A 16,473-nucleotide genomic window follows, 5' to 3' on the forward strand; every position below is an offset into this window, starting at 1 on the left:
CGATGACGGTGATGGTAGGTCCATCCTCATTTCACGGTCACGAGCCTCCAACCAAACCAGGCGCCTCATCCTCGCCTTTTGCGACCTGGCGGGCTGATTGCGATGGGTCCTGAGCGATACGGTGACCGACACGGTCCGCACCATCACCGGACCGCAGATGGCGGACCCGGCGCCGACCGACCCCGAGGCGCCTGTCGAGGAGCCGGGCGAGGAGCCGGTGGGTGAGGAGCCGGTCGTTCCGTCGCCGGAGGTCGTGGAGCCTGAGGTCCTGTCGCACGCGTTCGCGTATGACCGGATCGGTCGGCTCGCGTCGTCAGAGGACTCCGACGGGGAGGCCAACGAGTACGGCTATGACGCGGCCGGTAACCGCACCGCGTGGGCGCTCACCGGGGCCGAGGCAGGCGATTCTGCCCTGACGGCGACGTTCAACCCGGCAGGTCAGCTCACCGGGACAACGACCACGGGTGCGAACGCCGGGTCCGCGTCATACAGCTTCGATGGGGCGGGGAACCGGTCATCACAGACCGTGAACGGGATGACGACGTCCTTCGGTCACGACCCCGCCGGCAGGCTGCTGTCAACGCAGGCGGATGGCCGGTCGACGTCGTATGCGTATGACGGGTTGGATCGTCGCACGAGCATGACCGACCAGACCCCGCACGGGACGGACACGACCACCACGGCGTGGGATGGGTTCGAGCCCGCCGCGACCGACAGCGACCTCCACGGGGACACGAGCCTGTTCCGCGACCCGGTCGGCGCCGTCGCGTACCAGGACGGGGCATCCGGTGGGGAGTGGGTGCTCGGTGACCAGCGCAACGCGACCGCAACAGCGGGCGCGGATGGGCAGATCACTGACCTGGTGAACTATACGGACTTCGGTGGTGCGGAGTATGAGTCCACCGGGTGGGCATCCCTGGTTGGTAACGACCAGCAGCCCGGGGACCCCACCCTCGGGTTGGACAACTACTACGCCCGCGACTACGACCCGTCGACCGGGGCGTGGGTGCAACCCGATGACTGGCGCGGACTGTTGGTGCGCCCGCAGTCGTTGAACCGGTACTCGTATATCGAGAACACCCCTGTCTCGTTCAGTGACGACCTCGGCTACGTCATCAGCTTCATGCGCATGCGTGACGGGGGAGGCGGCCGTTCGAGTGTGGTGAAGCGCGCAGCAGCGAAGGCGGCAGCCGCCGCCGGTGTCGCATCGCGCAACGCCAAAGCCGCGGCCGTGCGTACGCGGACCATGGCCAGCCTGAGCCGCGGGCCTGGCGGAGGAGGCTCGGGTATCCAGCCGATGAGTATCTCGACCGGGCAGCGGATAAACACTCCATCCGCTCGGACAAGCACATTCGTTTCGGCGACGCACGCGGAATGTGTGTACTTCGATCACCCCTGCCGCGCGACTCTCTCTGGGCCCCCTGTCCGGCTCTCTGCGGAACAGTGGGTCGGAATGGGACTCGTGGTCCTCGGTGCAGCTGCCATCGTCGCGGGCATGGTATGCATCGCCGCCAGTGGCGGAACGTGCGCCGCGCCGCTCGTCGTTCTCACGAACACGGCAGTGACGGCAGGCCGAGGGGCAGTAGTTCTCTCAAGCGTCACGATCACCGTGGGGGCCGCGGCGGGGACGGCCGTCGGAATCGGCGGCGTTGCCGGGATCACCAACGGCACCGGCATGCTCTTTAATAAGTCCAATGGCGGGTCCAGCGGGCAGAGCGCTCGGCCGACGTTGAGTCAAGCAGCCAGGCAAGTGGAAAAAGGACAAGCTCCGCGTGGAATCGTCCGGCTCGACAAGGGCGGCGGGACAAAGGGGGAGATACCGCACGTACATTTCAGCAACGGCGCGGCGTTGAATATCAACGGTACGTGGAAACATGGTTTTACGACGTTGACGCGAAAGCAGATCGAATGGCTGCAAAAGATAGGATGGAGGACTCCAGTTGGATAGCGACATCATCAATCACTGGCTCGAGACACAGTTAACTGCCCTTGGCGACGGATCAGTAGGATTTGTCTCCAGCCATCTGTACGAGATTGACTCGCGTCTCGCTCACGACGATGGAGACTTTGCCTTCGGTCGGGAGTTGCTGACGCACACCACTGATCAGGTAGCGCGCAAGGGTTTGGACCTCGTGGTGAGGCTCCGGATCGAACTTTCATTTTCGACGGAGCTGGACACTACGTTGCCAAATCTGGAAACGATACGAGGGCCTCGCGGGTTGAATGAGCCTCAACCCGCCATCTATCTGATCCGTCCCACCCTGCTTGGCGAGCCAGTGAGACGGGAGTCCTACCGATGCACGTATCTCGAAACGCCCTGGGGTGACGGATACGTCGTTGAGTACGAGTGCTTTCGACCGCTCGAAGACTGGTGGCCTGGAGAAGAATTCGGGCGAGACCTTTGGGTGCAGGTTCCTGTCGCCTGATTCGCTAACGCGGAGCATTGCGGCTGGTAGCCGCACCGCGTGGGCGCTCACCGGGGCCGAGGCAGGCGATTCTGCCCTGACGGCGACGTTCAACCCGGCAGGTCAGCTCACCGGGACAACGACCACGGGTGCGAACGCCGGGTCCGCGTCATACAGCTTCGATGGGGCGGGGAACCGGTCATCACAGACCGTGAACGGGATGACGACGTCCTTCGGTCACGACCCCGCCGGCAGGCTGCTGTCAACGCAGGCGGATGGCCGGTCGACGTCGTATGCGTATGACGGGTTGGATCGTCGCACGAGCATGACCGACCAGACCCCGCACGGGACGGACACGACCACCACGGCGTGGGATGGGTTCGAGCCCGCCGCGACCGACAGCGACCTCCACGGGGACACGAGCCTGTTCCGCGACCCGGTCGGCGCCGTCGCGTACCAGGACGGGGCATCCGGTGGGGAGTGGGTGCTCGGTGACCAGCGCAACGCGACCGCAACAGCGGGCGCGGATGGGCAGATCACTGACCTGGTGAACTATACGGACTTCGGTGGTGCGGAGTATGAGTCCACCGGGTGGGCATCCCTGGTTGGTAACGACCAGCAGCCCGGGGACCCCACCCTCGGGTTGGACAACTACTACGCCCGCGACTACGACCCGTCGACCGGGGCGTGGGTGCAACCCGATGACTGGCGCGGACTGTTGGTGCGCCCGCAGTCGTTGAACCGGTACTCGTATATCGAGAACACCCCTGTCTCGTTCAGTGACGACCTCGGCTACGTCATCAGCTTCATGCGCATGCGCGAGAGCGGGGGAGTACGCGCGGGATCCCGGATGGTCCGGAAACCGTTCGTGCGCTCACAGCCCGCTCAGCGCGCCGGCGTGTTGGCTGACCTTAATTCGAGCACTCTCAATGACGTCATCCGCGGCAACAATAGGCCGAGCGCTCGTCAGACTGCTCCAGCTGGCATCCGCAAGCCTCTAGTCCAAACCAACGCGGGAACGCCTTGGCTTCGTTCAGACATATACCTGTCAACAAGGCACCCGAGTGTCACGGGGAGCGGAAATACGCTGGACGCGCCCCCCTGTGCATCCAACTTCTACGTTTCCAACCAATCGTGCAGGTTCCCCAACGGGACCTTGCGCTCCGGTACAGGTGGTCCGTCTGGCAACGGCGCTGGCACGGTCATTTGCGCGGCCGCCGAAGCAGGAGCAGTGATCGCTGGAGCAGGCGCGAGTGTTTGCTCGGTGGTCACCGCGGACTCACGAATCAGCGTCCTTCTCAATGCTGATGTGGGACTAGGCGCGCAACTGAAGATGGGCGGGTCGGGAGCGATATCATTCGGCTACACCAACGCTCGCACACCCGAAGATCTCGATGCTTTGATGTACGCGATCAATGCGAGTTACGCAGCCGGACTAGGCGGCGGTGCATCATATCAGTGGGGGCAGAATGCGAAGGGGGAGACCATCTACATCCTTCTGGGAAGCCTGCGGGCAGGATTCGGCGGAGGCTTCGGGATCGGTGCGAGCGCGGGGCTTTCATGCCGGATCGGAGTTACGTGCTGACATCGGGTCTTGCAAAGCTGCGCGGCATTCACGCGTTCGATGAAGGGGCGAGCTTGCCGGAGTGGTTCCGCAGGCAGTTCCATTCAGCAGAACCCCTTCATCGATACTCGGAAGCTGTGCGAACGGTCGGCGGGATGCTAGGGGTTGCGTTTGGGGTGTTCCTCTTCGTGTTGTTCGCTTGGGTCATCTCGACGGATGGGACCCCCCTCGTATTCGGCGTGCCTGCGGCGGTTATTCCCCTTGCCGTTTTCGGTGTGTGCGCGTGGAGCGCAAGGGCTTTCGCGCAATGGCCGAGCCTGGCGGAGCGCCGGACGGCGCGTGCCCGAAGCGAGCGGGTCTTCGCCGTTGGCATGATTCCGATGACCAGCCGATATATGGTCCTACGTGATGCAGGTGTTCTTTTCGCATTGGGCCAGGATGAAGAACCGGCAGGCATCGCCTGGTCGCGAATCGAAGCAGCTGGAGTGTCATCATCGCAGTTCGGAGTGGGACTGACTCTCTCGATCGACGGTGATTGGTATGACGTTCCCATTGTCCTTGAGGTCGGCGGCAGGGCAGCGAGCGCGTGGTCGTTCGCACCCGTCGGCGCTAAGGCAGCGTTGATGAGTGCAGTAGAGGACGCGCTTCGCGGACGCGTTCCACTGCACGTTTCTTAGTAGTCATTGCGCGAGCCGATATCCCGAACGATGGATGAGGAGTTGGCCAGACCATCGGTATCAATGGCGCTGGGAATGCAACCTCCCGCCTGCCACATGCTGAGAGCAAGGACCGCTTCGGTGCGAAGAACGATGCCGTATCTCATGGAATTCGTGGTCGATCCGCATCTCGGCGACCTCGCGCCGCAGGCGCTCCAGCGTGGTGGGCGCAGCCGGCATCGTGGTGGTTGCTCCAATGAGCGCTGAGAAGTTCTCGACCCACACCGGGTTCACCGCGTTAACGCGAAAGCAGATCGAATGGTTACAGAAGAATGGATGGGTGATCCCGCGTGGATAATCCTCTAGTGTTGGAGTGGTTCGAACGGCAAGCTGAAGCCCTGACTCAGAATTCGTCCGTCCTCTTTACGACCAATCACCTCGACGAAATCGACATCGCGCTGGTCGATGGCGAGCTCGATGTGCGCAATGGTCTGGACGTCCTGATTTTGATTACTCATTTGGCTGACCGAAGACTTCCCGACGTCGCTGTCTCGCTCGCTCTAGACTTGGGTTGGTCAGCGCGCCTCAATGTCGAACCTCCGGACCTTGAAGAACTTTACGCGGCCCCTGATGTCCTCCATGCCCCTCCTTCTTTATATCTGATCACACCGACTGAATACGCGCCTCCGACAAGCCGGGAGTCGTATCGCTGTCCATATGACTCGACCCCGTGGGGGGGCAAATTACGCCGCTGAGTTTGAGTGTGCCCGGTCCCTTCACGAACGGTCGATGGGGTGGGAGTTCGGGCTTACGGTCTGGGTGCATGTGCCCAAGCAGTCGTCCTAGTCTGACCGATAGGGTCTACGTACGGGCACGGGCGATGGCCAGCCTGAGCCCCGGGCCCGGCGGAGGCGTCTCAGGTTTTAGGTCGCAACCGCCGGGGTTCTGCGGTATCCCGCTCGCCGCCCACGGCGGCGGAAGCCTCGCTCTTGCGGGAGAAGGAGCCCTCGCCACCGCCACAGTGGTGACCGTCGACACCGTCACCGGCGGCATCCTGATCGTGGGCGGCGCATGCCGGCATCGATACGCCGGACGGCAGGTCGGCATACATCGATGCGGTTTTTCGTATCGAAGGAGTTGGATCCCTTCCAGAGGGGCAATACCTTCACACAGATGACCGAGCGGACGGCGTGGACCGTGGACGGCTCGGTCGTCACCAGCACCGATCGGCTCTTCGGGCTGAAGTTGGGGCTGTGGCCCGCTCCTGGAGCTCAGCTGACGCTGAGCGCCGCGAGTGCTGTGTTCGTTGCTGGCGACGTGCCGGGACTCGATCGAATCCCCGACTACCTCGATGATGACGAACTCACTATCCGCGCCCCTCTGGCTTCATGGCGGTCGGCGTTCGGGCCGGTCAGCGCTGTCTTCCTGGATCGTCGCTGCCGGCTTGATCCTCAGCCGGCCGTGCAGCAGCCTTTGATCGCCGCCGCATCGTCATGAATCCTCGCTCGCAGAGTCTCTGTTAGGGGAGGAAGCGGCGCCCCAACTGAGGAGGACATCGTGAACCGTTGGATCAGCATCCTCGCTATCGTCGCTGGGGTCGCGCTTCTCGCTCTGGCTGTGCACCTTGACTTCCGTGACGGGTCTCCGACGATGAGAAAAGGGGATCAACCGTTGGAGGTCGTCGTAGTAGGAGCACTCGGTCTCGTATCGCTTGGCCATGGGCTGTACTGGCTTATCCGAAGTTTCAGGCGCAGGAAGTCCGATAGGGGGGATCAGTGACGATCGAGAACTACATTGTGCTGGCCGTCGGTTTCGTCGCGGTCGTGTGCGGGCCTCTGATTGTGCGAAATCGGGTGAAGGTCTTTCAGCTCATTTCGGATACTCAGCGGGCACTCGGCGGGGCGGTCGGACGTGCAGTCGCCGCGGGGTCGAGTCCCTTCTGGATAGGTTTCGCCGGTGTCGGGCTGATGATCATCGGGCTGGTGGCTATCGGCGCAGGCATTTTCGGACGGGACGTGTAAGCGGTGGCCCCACTCATTGCGGCAGCTTTCTCGCTCGCCATATTTGCAGGCATTGGCGGCGCAAGCATTCTCACCTTCCGTACGCGAATTCTGACGTTCGTTCGCGAGCGATTCGCGAAGGTTCACCGCGAAGAGGCCCTCACGGAAGCTGAGAGCGCCCGCCGGAGCCCGAAGCTGTGGATGGTCGTGACCGTCGGGGTCGGCTGGCTCGTTGTCGCGACGATCGCAGTCTGTGCGGGATTGGCGAATGAGGGTCTATTTTCGAGCTGACTTGAACAACGCGCGATGCGACTGCCGACGGCATCCGCATCGGCGAGGCCGTGTGGCAACGCGAAGGGACTCCGCCACTGAGACGCCCGCGACCGCACGCTCCTGCGCTGCCGATGAAGGGCTGGCTCGGCGATGTCGGCGCAGGGGAGGCGGGAGCAGATGCACTTTGAAAGCACGCCATTCGAGGAGCTTCGTCACCTTCCTGTCCGCTTGTTGGCGACGGAGGAGCCCTGGCAGACGCGACTTGCGATGGATGCACCGGGCGCGGGCCGCGTTGACGTGTGCTGGGACTCGGTTGCCGCGTCCGCCAGCGTCGTGTGGATGCAGGACGACGACCCGATGGTGGCTCTGCACCGAGATCTCGTCAATGCGGTCTGGGTGTCCAGCGAAGGCGGTGAAGTCAGGGTCACGATCGAATCGGCAGGGCACGAATGGAAGAGCAGGCTCGGCCTCGTCGTCGGAGCGAGGGTTCGCATCGATGATTCGCTATGGCAGGGGTAGGCGGGATGGATCGCCCCTGTCGATGGAAGAAATAATAGGCACGTGAACCGTGCGCCGGCCGAGGAGGGGCCTGAGATGACCACGACTGACTTAGAGGTTCCAGTGGCGACGCTAAGGCACGCTGCCGAGGTCCTGCTGCAGCATCTGGAGAGTGTTACGGGCTCGACGATACGGCTGGACACCGACTATTTCTGGGCTATCCCGCGAGAGCAACGTAACGATCCGTGCTCGAGGCCCAGTGAACTGACGATCGGGCAGCTCACGGAGTCGCTCGACAACGTGGAGAGAATGGTTCGGACCACGACTCGACACTCTCGTATGGGTTGGTGTGGCTTTCGGACGTCTTGCGTGCAGTGGGTGAAAAGGTGGTGCGCTGAGTGTCCGGCAGACAGAGGCGCAACACCCTGCGCGCACTCGTGGCGTGGAGTGGTGACATGACGCAACTGACCGCGGGCCTGTCGCACGGCGCGACTCTTCGGCGACCCTGCCGACGTCGCCCGATCCCTGCGGCGTCGGCTTGCCGCCGAATAGCATGAGGGCTCCGCAGCAACGAATGAGAAGGGCGATGGGATGAACGTGCTGTTCGTCTGCAGCCGTAACAGGCTCCGCAGCCCGACTGCCGAATCGGTGTTCCGCGACTGGCCCGGCATCACCGTCGCATCCGCAGGACTCAAGCGCGATGCGGAGGAGGTCGTCGGGCCTGAGGACCTCGAGTGGGCCGATCTCGTGCTCGTGATGGAGAAGCGCCACCGCAGCGAACTCACCCGACGGTTCATGCCGAGCCTGCGTGACACCCGCATCGCCGTGCTCGGCATTCCCGACGACTACGACTACATGGACCCTGAGCTCATCGGCATCCTGCAGCGCACGGTCCCTCCGTATCTTCCGGCCCGCTGATCCGATCGACGGAGAATCCGCGCTGTCGCGTAACGGAAGCGCCCGGAGCATTTTCGTGCGTGCTATCGATCCTTCGCGAGCACAGTGGGATCCCGGCGCAAGAAGGGCGTCGCACCTATCGGGTAGACAGCGAGCCATGTGAATGCGGCAACTCCCGCGGCCGCGATCGTACCGACAGGGTGCCCGAATGATCCGTGCCACGCGACTGTGGTCAGCGACGCGGAGCACCAGAGGACGGCAGCGTACAAGGCCTGTTCGAGCGTGCATATCCCCAAGGTGGCGCGAATGGTGGTTCCCGACATCCGGTAGGTGGCGATCTCGCTCCCGCGGGCAAACAGGGTCACAAGACCGAGAAGCGCGCACCCCAGCCCGCCGAGGGCCGGCGCCCACACAGTGATCCTCGTCGAGTATGAAGCGACCGGGTCGACGGCATCGGTAGTTGCGCGAGTAACCAACGGTGGGCCCGTCGACTGCAGCGATGCGAGCAGCAAGGGCAGATAGTCGTGAACGTGCGCAAACGAACGGAGCCGTACGATGCAGGTGGGTGCTGTGGTGTCGGAGCCCAGCAGCGGCGAAAGCGCCAGAGAGTTCACGTCGACTCCGGCGGGCTGCGCAGAAGCCCTCGTGTAGCTGCGCACATACCCCGATCCGGAAGTCAGCGTTCCCGATTCGGCAGTGCCCAAGGCGCTGCCGATGGCGAGATCGGCAACTGCCAACTCTGGGATCAGGGTCGAACTCGCGCGAGCAGTTGCAACGCCGACGCCCAACTGATCGAACGACGAACGACCACCGAGAACGATCACCCCTGCGGCTTCAACGCCTTCGAGAGACGTCAGCGCCTCGCAGCTGGCTACCTCGATCTGAGCTGACATCTGCGGAGAGGCGGAGATAGTCACCACGCTCCGGCCCTGGGCGTCGGCCGATCGCACCTGCTGCGTCAGACTCGACCAGTCGTAGAGTTGGAGTGCCGCGATGAGGACGCCGATCGCAACGCTCAAGGCCGACATGACGATCGCGCGCGTTCCGGTTGCTGTGGCGTTTACCACCGCCTCGCGCACAAGCGCAGAGAAGCGCCACCCTGTTCCCCTAGCCACGCCGGGCAAGCTCTCTCATGTCGATGACGGCGTCTGCGGCCTCCGCCACGAGAGGATCATGCGTGGCGACGACCACGGTCGATGATCCGCTCAGGCGCTTGAGGAGCCTGGTGAGAATCACGGTGTTCGCGGAATCGAGGTTCGCTGTGGGTTCGTCGGCAAGGATGATGGGACGCTCAGCACAGAGCGCCCGTGCGAATGCCAATCTCTGCAACTCGCCACCGGACAGCTGGCGGGCATCGCGGTCGGCCAGATCTTCAAGTCCGACTCGCTCGAGAGCGATCACTCCGGCGGCATACGCCTCATTCCACGTGCATCCGCGCGACAAGGCACCCAAGGCCGCGTTGTCCCGAGTCGAGCGGTGGGGTAGGGCGTTCGATCCTTGGGGCACCCACGCCACGAGTGCTGGAGCGGGGCGTTGGTCGCACCCATCGTGTCTCACTACGACCTCACCGTGGTCAGGCTGTGCCGAGCCGCCGATGATCGACAGGAGGGTGGACTTTCCGACGCCGGACGGGCCCACCAGCGCGGTGATCGAGCCGCCAGTGATATGCGCCGTCATCCGCTCGAGGACCTTCTTCGCACCGAAAGACTTCGAAACGCTCAGAACATCTATTCGCATTCTCGGCGTTCCTCCAGGCTGGGCCGCGTCGACACGGAGAGTCCGACGTATTCGGCGCTGATGAACGCAACGCCCAACTCCGGCGACGGGACGATCGCGACGGGTGTGACGTCGCCCTCCACGAGTACGCACGTGGCTCCCTGCGGCGTAGTGATGATGGCGCCAGACGGCAGGGCTCCGTACTCCTCAGGTTCTGCCAACTGGAGAAACAGCTGAGCATAGACCCGTGTTCCGTCGGCGTCGGAGATCGCGGCTTTCGGGTAGCTCCCGGACGCAGCGGCCTTCTCGACGGTGCCGATGACCTCGAGGAGGGTGGCTGCGTTCAGATTCTGAGAATCGGATATGTCGATCGTCTCGTCGCCTATCTCGACGCGAATCTCACTGTTCGCGGCGAACGCTGGCATCTGCCCGGATTCTGACGCGCGGAACATCCCGACGCTGATCGCTGGGGTGAGTGATGCCAGTGTGTCCCCCGGTTCGACACGCGCTCCGACCTGCGCCGGTGCCGCTGCCACGCGAGCAGCATCAGGGCTCGCATAGACCGTGTACTCGGGGCGGAACACCCCGTCGACGGGAGCATGTATGAGTCTCTGCAGTGCTCGCGTGGCGACGTCGAACTTCGGTCCGAACAGATCATCCGGGTTGCTCAGCAGGCCCAGCTCTGACAGCAGCTGACCGTACGCCAGTACGTCGGGCCCTTTCGCACCGACCGCGAGCTCTCGGTAGAAGGGCACGGAGGATCGATGAACGAGGACATCAATGCCGTCGATGGAGAACGCGACCTCCCCGAGCTTGAGGTCTGTGCCGACACCGAGATTCAGAGTCGTTAGGGTGCCACCGACTCGGGTGCGTAGTTCCTCCGGTGCCTCTACGTCGACGTGGAGTTCAACGGCAACTCGTTCGTCGACTGTTCTCTTCCCCACCTCGATCACGGCGGGCAGTGGCACCGCGATCGACTTCTCCTCGGCCTGGGCCCATACCGCGGACATGACGAAAATGCCTGCGACCGGAATCAGCCACGCGAAAATCATGGCTCCGACCGTGACTGCAGTCTTTCGGCGTTCAGCATTCACCTATGTCGAGTCCTTCGGCCTCGAATTGTTCCAGCAGGCCTTTCATTGTGTCCGCAGGAGTTATCCCCTCAGCGAGGAGGCATGCCCGAAGGAATTCCGCCGAAGAGCCGCTGTCTTCGTGGGCGACCTGGTACGCAGAGTCGACCGGGCCATAGTGAAGGTCGTAGCATTCTTGATCTGCCCCGTTCACCACCGCGTCATTCGAGATGCTGTAGTTGATGACGCCATTGGTGTCAGCTTCGTTCTCGATGACGGAGAATCCGGCGCTCTCCATGCAGCCGACGTAGTTCCGGAATGCGCGCTGATACTCGTCGATCGTCACCGAGCCATCCGACATCGCCTCTCGGACCTCTGGGGAGGAGAGCGCGGCACCATCCCCCGAATCGTCCGGAGTCGCTGCGGCGCAGCCACTCAAGCCGAGCGTGAGAGCGAAGACGGCGAGAAGAACGCGTCGGAGTCTCATGTGGCGAGTCGGTAGGTCGAACCCCAGGTGGCGCTGGTCACCTGGTGTTCCCCACCGACCATGATGTTCCCGGGCTTCTGCTCGGCAAAGTCGGAACCTGTTTTCCAGCTTGTCCAATACACGGGGGACCCCGAATACAGCTTGTATGACGCACGTACTTTGGAGTCGCCGCAGTATCCGGAGCCAGCGGTCCCTGGGGATTCTTGTGTATACGCCCGGGCGGTATTACTGACCGCCGCGAACGTTCGATACGTTCTATTGTCACAGACGGCACTTCTTGTGCCGAGTGCTGTGGCTGGTGCTGCGGCGCTTACTGCGAGCCCGACCCCGATCGTGATAGCGCCTAATACGCTGAGCGTCTTCTTATTCCACATATCATTCACCTTTGAATGTAATTGCCGAAGGGTTCCCCGGGCTGTTGTGAGAGTAGCATTCGCCGTGGGATATACCAATAGATAGGATATGTGGCATTTTATGACTCGTCAAAAGTCCCATTTCATGCGCTTTTATAATGCCAATCGGTCGCGATTCAGGCGCTCTTAGTCGGGGCGCCCCCCGAGCTCATCGGCATCCTGCAGCGCACGGTTCCTCCGTATCTCCCGGCCCGCCGAGCAGATCGTCGGAGAATCCAGCCTGTCGCGTAACGGAATCCCCGATCCAGGGTCTTCTACGTAGGCGGCGATTTCTCACCGCGGAGATGATCGGAGCGCAGATGCGGCATCCCTACGAGGTGACGGCTTTCGTCGAGCGAGGCTGGTGGCTGGTGCACGCCGTGGACGTCGGCGCACAGGTGCGGGTCAGCACGCTCGCGGAAGTCGAATCTGCGGCCCGCGAGCTCTATGCGCGGCGTCTCGGCATGAAGCTGGCCGACGTCGCGGTCACCATCCAGGTGTACCGGTCGACTCCTGCAGCGGTCATCCGCGCCCGCTGGACGGGGCGCGTACGCCGCTGACCGGCGTCACACGTGGACGTCTGCCGGCGACTCCTCGCCTTCGTGGAAGCTGGGCTTCTTGCCGATCAGGCGGCCGATGCCGAGGATGACGCCGACGACGATCAGACCGGCGATGAGGCCGGCGATGGCCGAGAACAGGGTGTCGCCGATCCAGACGATGACGCCACCGGCAGGCTCCAGGAAGTGCTCGATGGCGTGCAGGATGTCGGCGCCGAAGTGCACGCCCACCTCGCCGAGGTTCACCAGCAGCAGGTGGCCGCCGACCCACAGCATCGCCACGGTGCCGAGGATGCTGATAAAGCGGAAGACGGCCGGCATCGACCGGACGATCCTGGTGCCGGTGTGACGAACCCGCTTCGACGCGTTCTTCGCCATCTTCAGGCCGATGTCGTCGATCTTCACCAGCAGCGCGACGGCCCCGTAGACGACGCCGGTCATGAGCAGGGCGATCACCGCGAGGATCGCCAGGGTGGTCCAGATGTCGAGCCCAGCCTCGAGGTTCGCGAGCGAGATCAGCATGATCTCCGTCGAGAGGATCAGGTCGGTGCGCACCGCACCCCACACGAGCTTGTTCTCGTTGCGGTCGCTCTCATCGGCATGACCGTGCTGCACGCCGAACCACTCGAGCACCTTCTCGGCACCCTCGAAGCACAGGTACGCGCCACCGAGGATCAGCAGATACGGCAGCACCCACGGCGCGAAGGCCGTCAGCAGCAGCGCGATGGGGATGATGATGAGGAACTTGTTCGCCAGCGAGCCGACGGCGATCTTCGCGACCACCGGCAGCTCGCGAGCGGGTGTGATGCCCTGCACGTACTGCGGGGTGACGGCGGCATCGTCGATCACGACGCCGGCGGCCTTGGCCGACGCCTTCATCGCCGCGCTGAGGATGTCATCGACGACGGCGAGCAGTCCAACCGACATGTGCGTCTCCCTGGGGTGTGTGTCCGGCTGAGCAACTCTATCGACTGGTTTCGAACTCACAGCGCGCTCACAGTTCCGCGGGACCAAATCGGGCCTCCACCTGGTTCTCCTCTATGACGCTGCAGCCAGCCGCGTCAGACAAAGGAGACAGACCATGTCGAACGAGTACGGCAAGACCCCGCAGGCGGTCAGCGACCTCACGCACCTGCAGTACGAGGTGACGCAGGAGGATGCCACCGAGCCGCCCTTCCGCAACGCCTACTGGAACAACCACGACGACGGCATCTACGTCGACGTCGTCTCGGGCCAGCCGCTGTTCGCGTCGACCGACAAGTTCGACAGCGGCACCGGATGGCCGAGCTTCACCAAGCCGATCGAGCAGGATGCGGTCACCACCCGCACCGATCGCACCCTGTGGATGAAGCGCACCGAGGCCCGCTCCAGCGGTGCCGACAGTCACCTCGGGCACGTCTTCGACGACGGACCGAGGGATGCCGGTGGCCTTCGCTACTGCATGAACTCCGCCGCCCTGCGCTTCATCCCGGCTGACAGCCTGGAAGATGAGGGGTACGGTCGCTACCGTCACCTCTTCGCCGGCTCCGACGCCGACACCACCGCATCCACCTCTGAGGAGCAGTCATGACCGACACCGGAACCATCACCCGCACCCCCGGGACCGAGACCGCCGTGCTCGCCGGCGGTTGTTTCTGGGGCATGGAAGACCTGATCCGCCGCCAGCCCGGCGTGCTCGACACCCGTGTCGGCTACACCGGCGGCAGCAACGACCACGCGACCTACCGCAACCACCCCGGTCATGCCGAGGCCGTGGAGATCGTCTTCGATCCCACGAAGACGACGTACCGCGACATCCTCGCGTTCTTCTTCCAGATCCACGACCCCTCGACCAAGGACCGTCAGGGAAACGACATCGGCTCGAGCTACCGCTCGGCGATCTTCCCGCTCTCCCCCGAGCAGGAGGCCGTCGCCCGTGACACCATCGCGGACGTCGACGCCTCCGGCCTGTGGCCGGGCAAGGCCGTGACCACGATCGAGCCCGCCGGGCCGTTCTGGCAGGCCGAGGAGGAGCACCAGGACTACCTGATCAAGTACCCGAACGGCTACACGTGCCACTTCCCGCGTGCAGGATGGGTGCTGCCCCAGCGCGAGCAGAGCGCCACGGTCTGACCGACGCGCCGAGAGCCCTTCGTCCTGACGGACGGGGGGCTCTTGTCGTGCGAGTGCGTGTTGTGGAGCGCGGCCAGCGAAGGAGATCTCACGTATCGAAGGAGCGGATGCCGAGAAGCATCCTTCGTTACGCGAGATCTCCTTCGTTGGGTGTGTCAGTGCATGTGCGTCGGTGCATGTGTGTCAGTGCAGCGCCGTCAGTGCATGTGCGTCGGTGGCGGGCTGTGGCCGCGGCGCGGGCGAGGGTCAGGCCTCGGAGAGGAAGGCCAACGCCGCTTCCTTGAAGGCGCGCGAACCCGGGGCGTTGAAGTGGTTGCGGTCCGGGATCTCGAAGAACCGTCCCTGAGGGGCGGCGGACGCCAACGCCTTCGAGCCCTCGATGATCGCATCCTTCGACCCGGTGGCGAACAGGATGGGCCCCGCCGGAGCATTCGACGGGTCGGGGTCGATGGTCCGCGACGACCGCATCCCCTCGGCCAGGGCGACGAGCGCCGCGAGGTCGTTGCCCGGCACTCGCTCGGTCAGCGTGATGTAGTTCTGCGTCGTCGCATCGCTCACCGGTGTGCCGTCGCTCAGATAAGCGCGCACCTGGTCGAGATTCAGGCGGGCGAGCGGGATGCCGTCCGGCACGCCGCCGAGCACGGCGCGACCGATCCGGTGCGGCAGGTCGCGGACGACCTCCCATCCGACGCGGGCGCCGAGCGAGTAGCCGGCGTAGAAGGCGTCGTCGACGAGATACGCGTCCATGACCGTCTCGACGTCGGTCGCCAGAGTGCGGATGCCGTATGCATCGGGCTGATGCGGCTTCTGACTGAGGCCGTGGCCGCGCTGGTCGAGGGCCAGCACGCGGTATCCGGCCTTGGTGAGCTCGCGCACCCACCCCGTCAGCACCCAGGTGTCGCGGGCGCTCGAGGCGAAACCGTGCACGATCACCACCACCGGGGCGTCGAGCTCACCCCACGTGTACGTCGCGAGGCGTGTGCCGTCAGCGGCGTACACCTGCTGCGGTTCGGGCATGTTGGTCAGGTCGGAGAGAGGGACAGCCACGGCATCCATCATCCTCCTGCTCCGTGGTCGGTCGCATCGCGCCGCGGGTGCGGGCCGTGAGCCGCCCCCGAAAACAGGAAGAACGCCCGAGGTCAGGAGCATCCGGTGGGATTCGTCCTGATCTCGGGCGTTCGTCCTGCGCTCAGCAGGATGCTGCTCAGCAGCAGGCAGAGCGGATGCGGCTCAGAAGCGCGCGCGCAGAGCCTCGCCGAGCGACGCGTCGACGTTCGTCCAGTACTGGAAGAACCGCTCGCGGATCGCGTCGATCGTGATGCCCTGGCCCTGGCCGGTCAGCGTGTCGAGGAAGCGCGCGCGCTGCTCGTCGTCGAAGACCGTGCGGTACAGCGTGCCCGCCTGACCGAAGTCGTCGTCGTCCAGGTGCAGAGTCGCTGCAGCGCGGATGAGCTCGCCGTCCGACTCCCAGCTCGCCTCGACACCGGCGGCCGGGTCGGCCGTGGGTCCGCCGGCGGGGCCGTAGGAGTTCGGCGTGTACACGCGGTGCTCGGCCGGGTTGAACTTGTACTGCATCTGGCCCTCATGCATGTAGTTGCGCACCTCGGCCGCGTGCGGCTGGTTGACCGGCAGCTGGTTGTAGTTCGCACCGATGCGGTAGCGCTGGGCATCCGAGTAGGCGAACACGCGCGCCATGAGCATCTTGTCGGGGGAGATGCCGGTGCCGGGAACCTGGTTGCCGGGCGAGAAGGCGGCCTGCTCGATCTCGGCGAAGAAGTTCTGCGGGTTGCGGTCGAGCGTGAACGTGCCGACCTTGATGCGCGGGTAGTCCTTCTTCGACCAGGTC

At 64.1% G+C, this 16,473-nt stretch carries 18 protein-coding genes and 1 pseudogene; 12 read left to right on the forward strand and 7 right to left on the reverse strand.

Going from position 1 to position 16,473, the window contains the following annotated elements; all coding sequences use genetic code 11:
* Positions 1 to 121: 121 nt before the first annotated feature.
* The 9 genes and pseudogenes from ACESK8_RS10960 to ACESK8_RS11000 all read left to right on the forward strand — a co-directional run bounded on the left by ACESK8_RS10960 (position 122) and on the right by ACESK8_RS11000 (position 8,314).
* Positions 122 to 1,948 (forward strand): RHS repeat domain-containing protein, encoded by a 1,827-nt coding sequence (locus ACESK8_RS10960; RefSeq protein WP_372968623.1) that lies wholly within the window; start codon positions 122 to 124, stop codon positions 1,946 to 1,948.
* Between the two features lie 677 nt (positions 1,949 to 2,625).
* A pseudogene (locus ACESK8_RS10965) lies at positions 2,626 to 2,730 on the forward strand (RHS repeat domain-containing protein); the annotation flags it as partial.
* Entirely contained in the window at positions 2,731 to 3,990 is a 1,260-nt protein-coding gene (locus tag ACESK8_RS10970) for an RHS repeat-associated core domain-containing protein (RefSeq protein WP_372968668.1), read from the forward strand. It abuts the pseudogene before it with no gap.
* Positions 3,984 to 4,646 (forward strand): hypothetical protein, encoded by a 663-nt coding sequence (locus ACESK8_RS10975; protein WP_372968624.1) that lies wholly within the window; start codon positions 3,984 to 3,986, stop codon positions 4,644 to 4,646. Before ACESK8_RS10970 ends, ACESK8_RS10975 begins: the two co-directional genes overlap by 7 nt.
* Positions 4,647 to 4,993: 347 nt before the next feature.
* Entirely contained in the window at positions 4,994 to 5,380 is a 387-nt protein-coding gene (locus ACESK8_RS10980) for a hypothetical protein (RefSeq protein WP_372968625.1), read from the forward strand.
* A 418-nt stretch (positions 5,381 to 5,798) separates the two neighbouring features.
* Positions 5,799 to 6,122, forward strand: coding sequence for a hypothetical protein (locus ACESK8_RS10985; protein WP_372968626.1), 324 nt, complete (start codon positions 5,799 to 5,801; stop codon positions 6,120 to 6,122).
* 278 nt (positions 6,123 to 6,400) lie between these two features.
* Positions 6,401 to 6,646, forward strand: coding sequence for a hypothetical protein (locus ACESK8_RS10990; protein WP_372968627.1), 246 nt, complete (start codon positions 6,401 to 6,403; stop codon positions 6,644 to 6,646).
* A gap of 429 nt (positions 6,647 to 7,075) precedes the next feature.
* Positions 7,076 to 7,417 carry a hypothetical protein gene (locus ACESK8_RS10995; RefSeq protein WP_372968628.1) on the forward strand — a complete coding sequence of 114 codons (342 nt, stop codon included), beginning with the start codon at positions 7,076 to 7,078 and terminating at the stop codon, positions 7,415 to 7,417.
* Positions 7,418 to 7,987: 570 nt separating this feature from the next.
* On the forward strand, positions 7,988 to 8,314 hold the full coding sequence (locus ACESK8_RS11000; RefSeq protein WP_372968629.1) for a low molecular weight protein tyrosine phosphatase family protein: 327 nt from the start codon (positions 7,988 to 7,990) through the stop codon (positions 8,312 to 8,314).
* A gap of 62 nt (positions 8,315 to 8,376) precedes the next feature.
* Here the strand turns inward: ACESK8_RS11000 and ACESK8_RS11005 are convergent, their stop codons facing one another.
* The 4 genes from ACESK8_RS11005 to ACESK8_RS11020 are packed head-to-tail and all read right to left on the reverse strand — an operon-like array spanning position 8,377 to position 11,425.
* A complete protein-coding gene (locus ACESK8_RS11005) occupies positions 8,377 to 9,372 on the reverse strand; it encodes a hypothetical protein (RefSeq protein WP_372968630.1) in 996 nt (331 codons plus the stop codon).
* Between the two features lie 28 nt (positions 9,373 to 9,400).
* Positions 9,401 to 10,030 (reverse strand): ATP-binding cassette domain-containing protein, encoded by a 630-nt coding sequence (locus ACESK8_RS11010; RefSeq protein WP_372968631.1) that lies wholly within the window; start codon positions 10,028 to 10,030, stop codon positions 9,401 to 9,403.
* Positions 10,021 to 11,061, reverse strand: coding sequence for a hypothetical protein (locus ACESK8_RS11015; RefSeq protein ID WP_372968632.1), 1,041 nt, complete (start codon positions 11,059 to 11,061; stop codon positions 10,021 to 10,023). The genes ACESK8_RS11010 and ACESK8_RS11015 overlap by 10 nt, the downstream gene beginning before the upstream one ends.
* Positions 11,062 to 11,092: 31 nt before the next feature.
* Positions 11,093 to 11,425, reverse strand: coding sequence for a hypothetical protein (locus ACESK8_RS11020; protein ID WP_372968633.1), 333 nt, complete (start codon positions 11,423 to 11,425; stop codon positions 11,093 to 11,095).
* 838 nt (positions 11,426 to 12,263) lie between these two features.
* Between ACESK8_RS11020 and ACESK8_RS11025 the strand changes: the two genes are divergently transcribed.
* Complete coding sequence (locus tag ACESK8_RS11025; protein WP_372968634.1) at positions 12,264 to 12,518, forward strand: hypothetical protein; 255 nt, start codon at positions 12,264 to 12,266, stop codon at positions 12,516 to 12,518.
* A 6-nt stretch (positions 12,519 to 12,524) separates the two neighbouring features.
* On the opposite strand, the gene ACESK8_RS11030 is transcribed toward ACESK8_RS11025, so the two are convergent.
* Complete coding sequence (locus tag ACESK8_RS11030; RefSeq protein WP_372968635.1) at positions 12,525 to 13,442, reverse strand: DUF808 family protein; 918 nt, start codon at positions 13,440 to 13,442, stop codon at positions 12,525 to 12,527.
* Between the two features lie 154 nt (positions 13,443 to 13,596).
* On the opposite strand from ACESK8_RS11030, the gene msrB reads away from it, so the two are divergent.
* Together msrB and msrA are read left to right on the forward strand one after the other, a co-directional pair.
* Positions 13,597 to 14,085, forward strand: a complete 489-nt coding sequence (gene msrB, locus ACESK8_RS11035) for a peptide-methionine (R)-S-oxide reductase MsrB (protein WP_372968636.1) — start codon at positions 13,597 to 13,599, stop codon at positions 14,083 to 14,085.
* Entirely contained in the window at positions 14,082 to 14,627 is a 546-nt protein-coding gene (msrA, locus tag ACESK8_RS11040) for a peptide-methionine (S)-S-oxide reductase MsrA (RefSeq protein ID WP_372968637.1), read from the forward strand. Before msrB ends, msrA begins: the two co-directional genes overlap by 4 nt.
* Positions 14,628 to 14,873: 246 nt before the next feature.
* Here the strand turns inward: msrA and ACESK8_RS11045 are convergent, their stop codons facing one another.
* Positions 14,874 to 15,683 (reverse strand): alpha/beta fold hydrolase, encoded by an 810-nt coding sequence (locus ACESK8_RS11045; RefSeq protein WP_372968669.1) that lies wholly within the window; start codon positions 15,681 to 15,683, stop codon positions 14,874 to 14,876.
* 174 nt (positions 15,684 to 15,857) lie between these two features.
* Positions 15,858 to 16,473 (reverse strand): catalase (locus tag ACESK8_RS11050; protein ID WP_372968638.1); only part of this gene is annotated, 616 nt, incomplete at its 5' end.

The sequence above is a fragment of the Microbacterium sp. genome (assembly GCF_041641055.1).
Taxonomy (GTDB): Bacteria; Actinomycetota; Actinomycetes; order Actinomycetales; family Microbacteriaceae; genus Microbacterium.

What these genes read in the sequence shown, in the direction of transcription:
- ACESK8_RS10970 (WP_372968668.1), top strand. Translation starts at nt 2,731, where the DNA reads ATGACCGACCAGACCCCGCACGGGACGGACACGACCACCACGGCGTGG.
- ACESK8_RS10985 (WP_372968626.1), top strand. Translation starts at nt 5,799, where the DNA reads ATGACCGAGCGGACGGCGTGGACCGTGGACGGCTCGGTCGTCACCAGC.
- ACESK8_RS10995 (WP_372968628.1), top strand. Translation starts at nt 7,076, where the DNA reads ATGCACTTTGAAAGCACGCCATTCGAGGAGCTTCGTCACCTTCCTGTC.
- ACESK8_RS11000 (WP_372968629.1), top strand. Translation starts at nt 7,988, where the DNA reads ATGAACGTGCTGTTCGTCTGCAGCCGTAACAGGCTCCGCAGCCCGACT.
- ACESK8_RS11010 (WP_372968631.1), bottom strand. Translation starts at nt 10,030, where the DNA reads ATGCGAATAGATGTTCTGAGCGTTTCGAAGTCTTTCGGTGCGAAGAAG.
- ACESK8_RS11015 (WP_372968632.1), bottom strand. Translation starts at nt 11,061, where the DNA reads ATGATTTTCGCGTGGCTGATTCCGGTCGCAGGCATTTTCGTCATGTCC.
- ACESK8_RS11025 (WP_372968634.1), top strand. Translation starts at nt 12,264, where the DNA reads ATGATCGGAGCGCAGATGCGGCATCCCTACGAGGTGACGGCTTTCGTC.
- ACESK8_RS11030 (WP_372968635.1), bottom strand. Translation starts at nt 13,442, where the DNA reads ATGTCGGTTGGACTGCTCGCCGTCGTCGATGACATCCTCAGCGCGGCG.
- msrB (WP_372968636.1), top strand. Translation starts at nt 13,597, where the DNA reads ATGTCGAACGAGTACGGCAAGACCCCGCAGGCGGTCAGCGACCTCACG.
- msrA (WP_372968637.1), top strand. Translation starts at nt 14,082, where the DNA reads ATGACCGACACCGGAACCATCACCCGCACCCCCGGGACCGAGACCGCC.
- ACESK8_RS11045 (WP_372968669.1), bottom strand. Translation starts at nt 15,683, where the DNA reads ATGGATGCCGTGGCTGTCCCTCTCTCCGACCTGACCAACATGCCCGAA.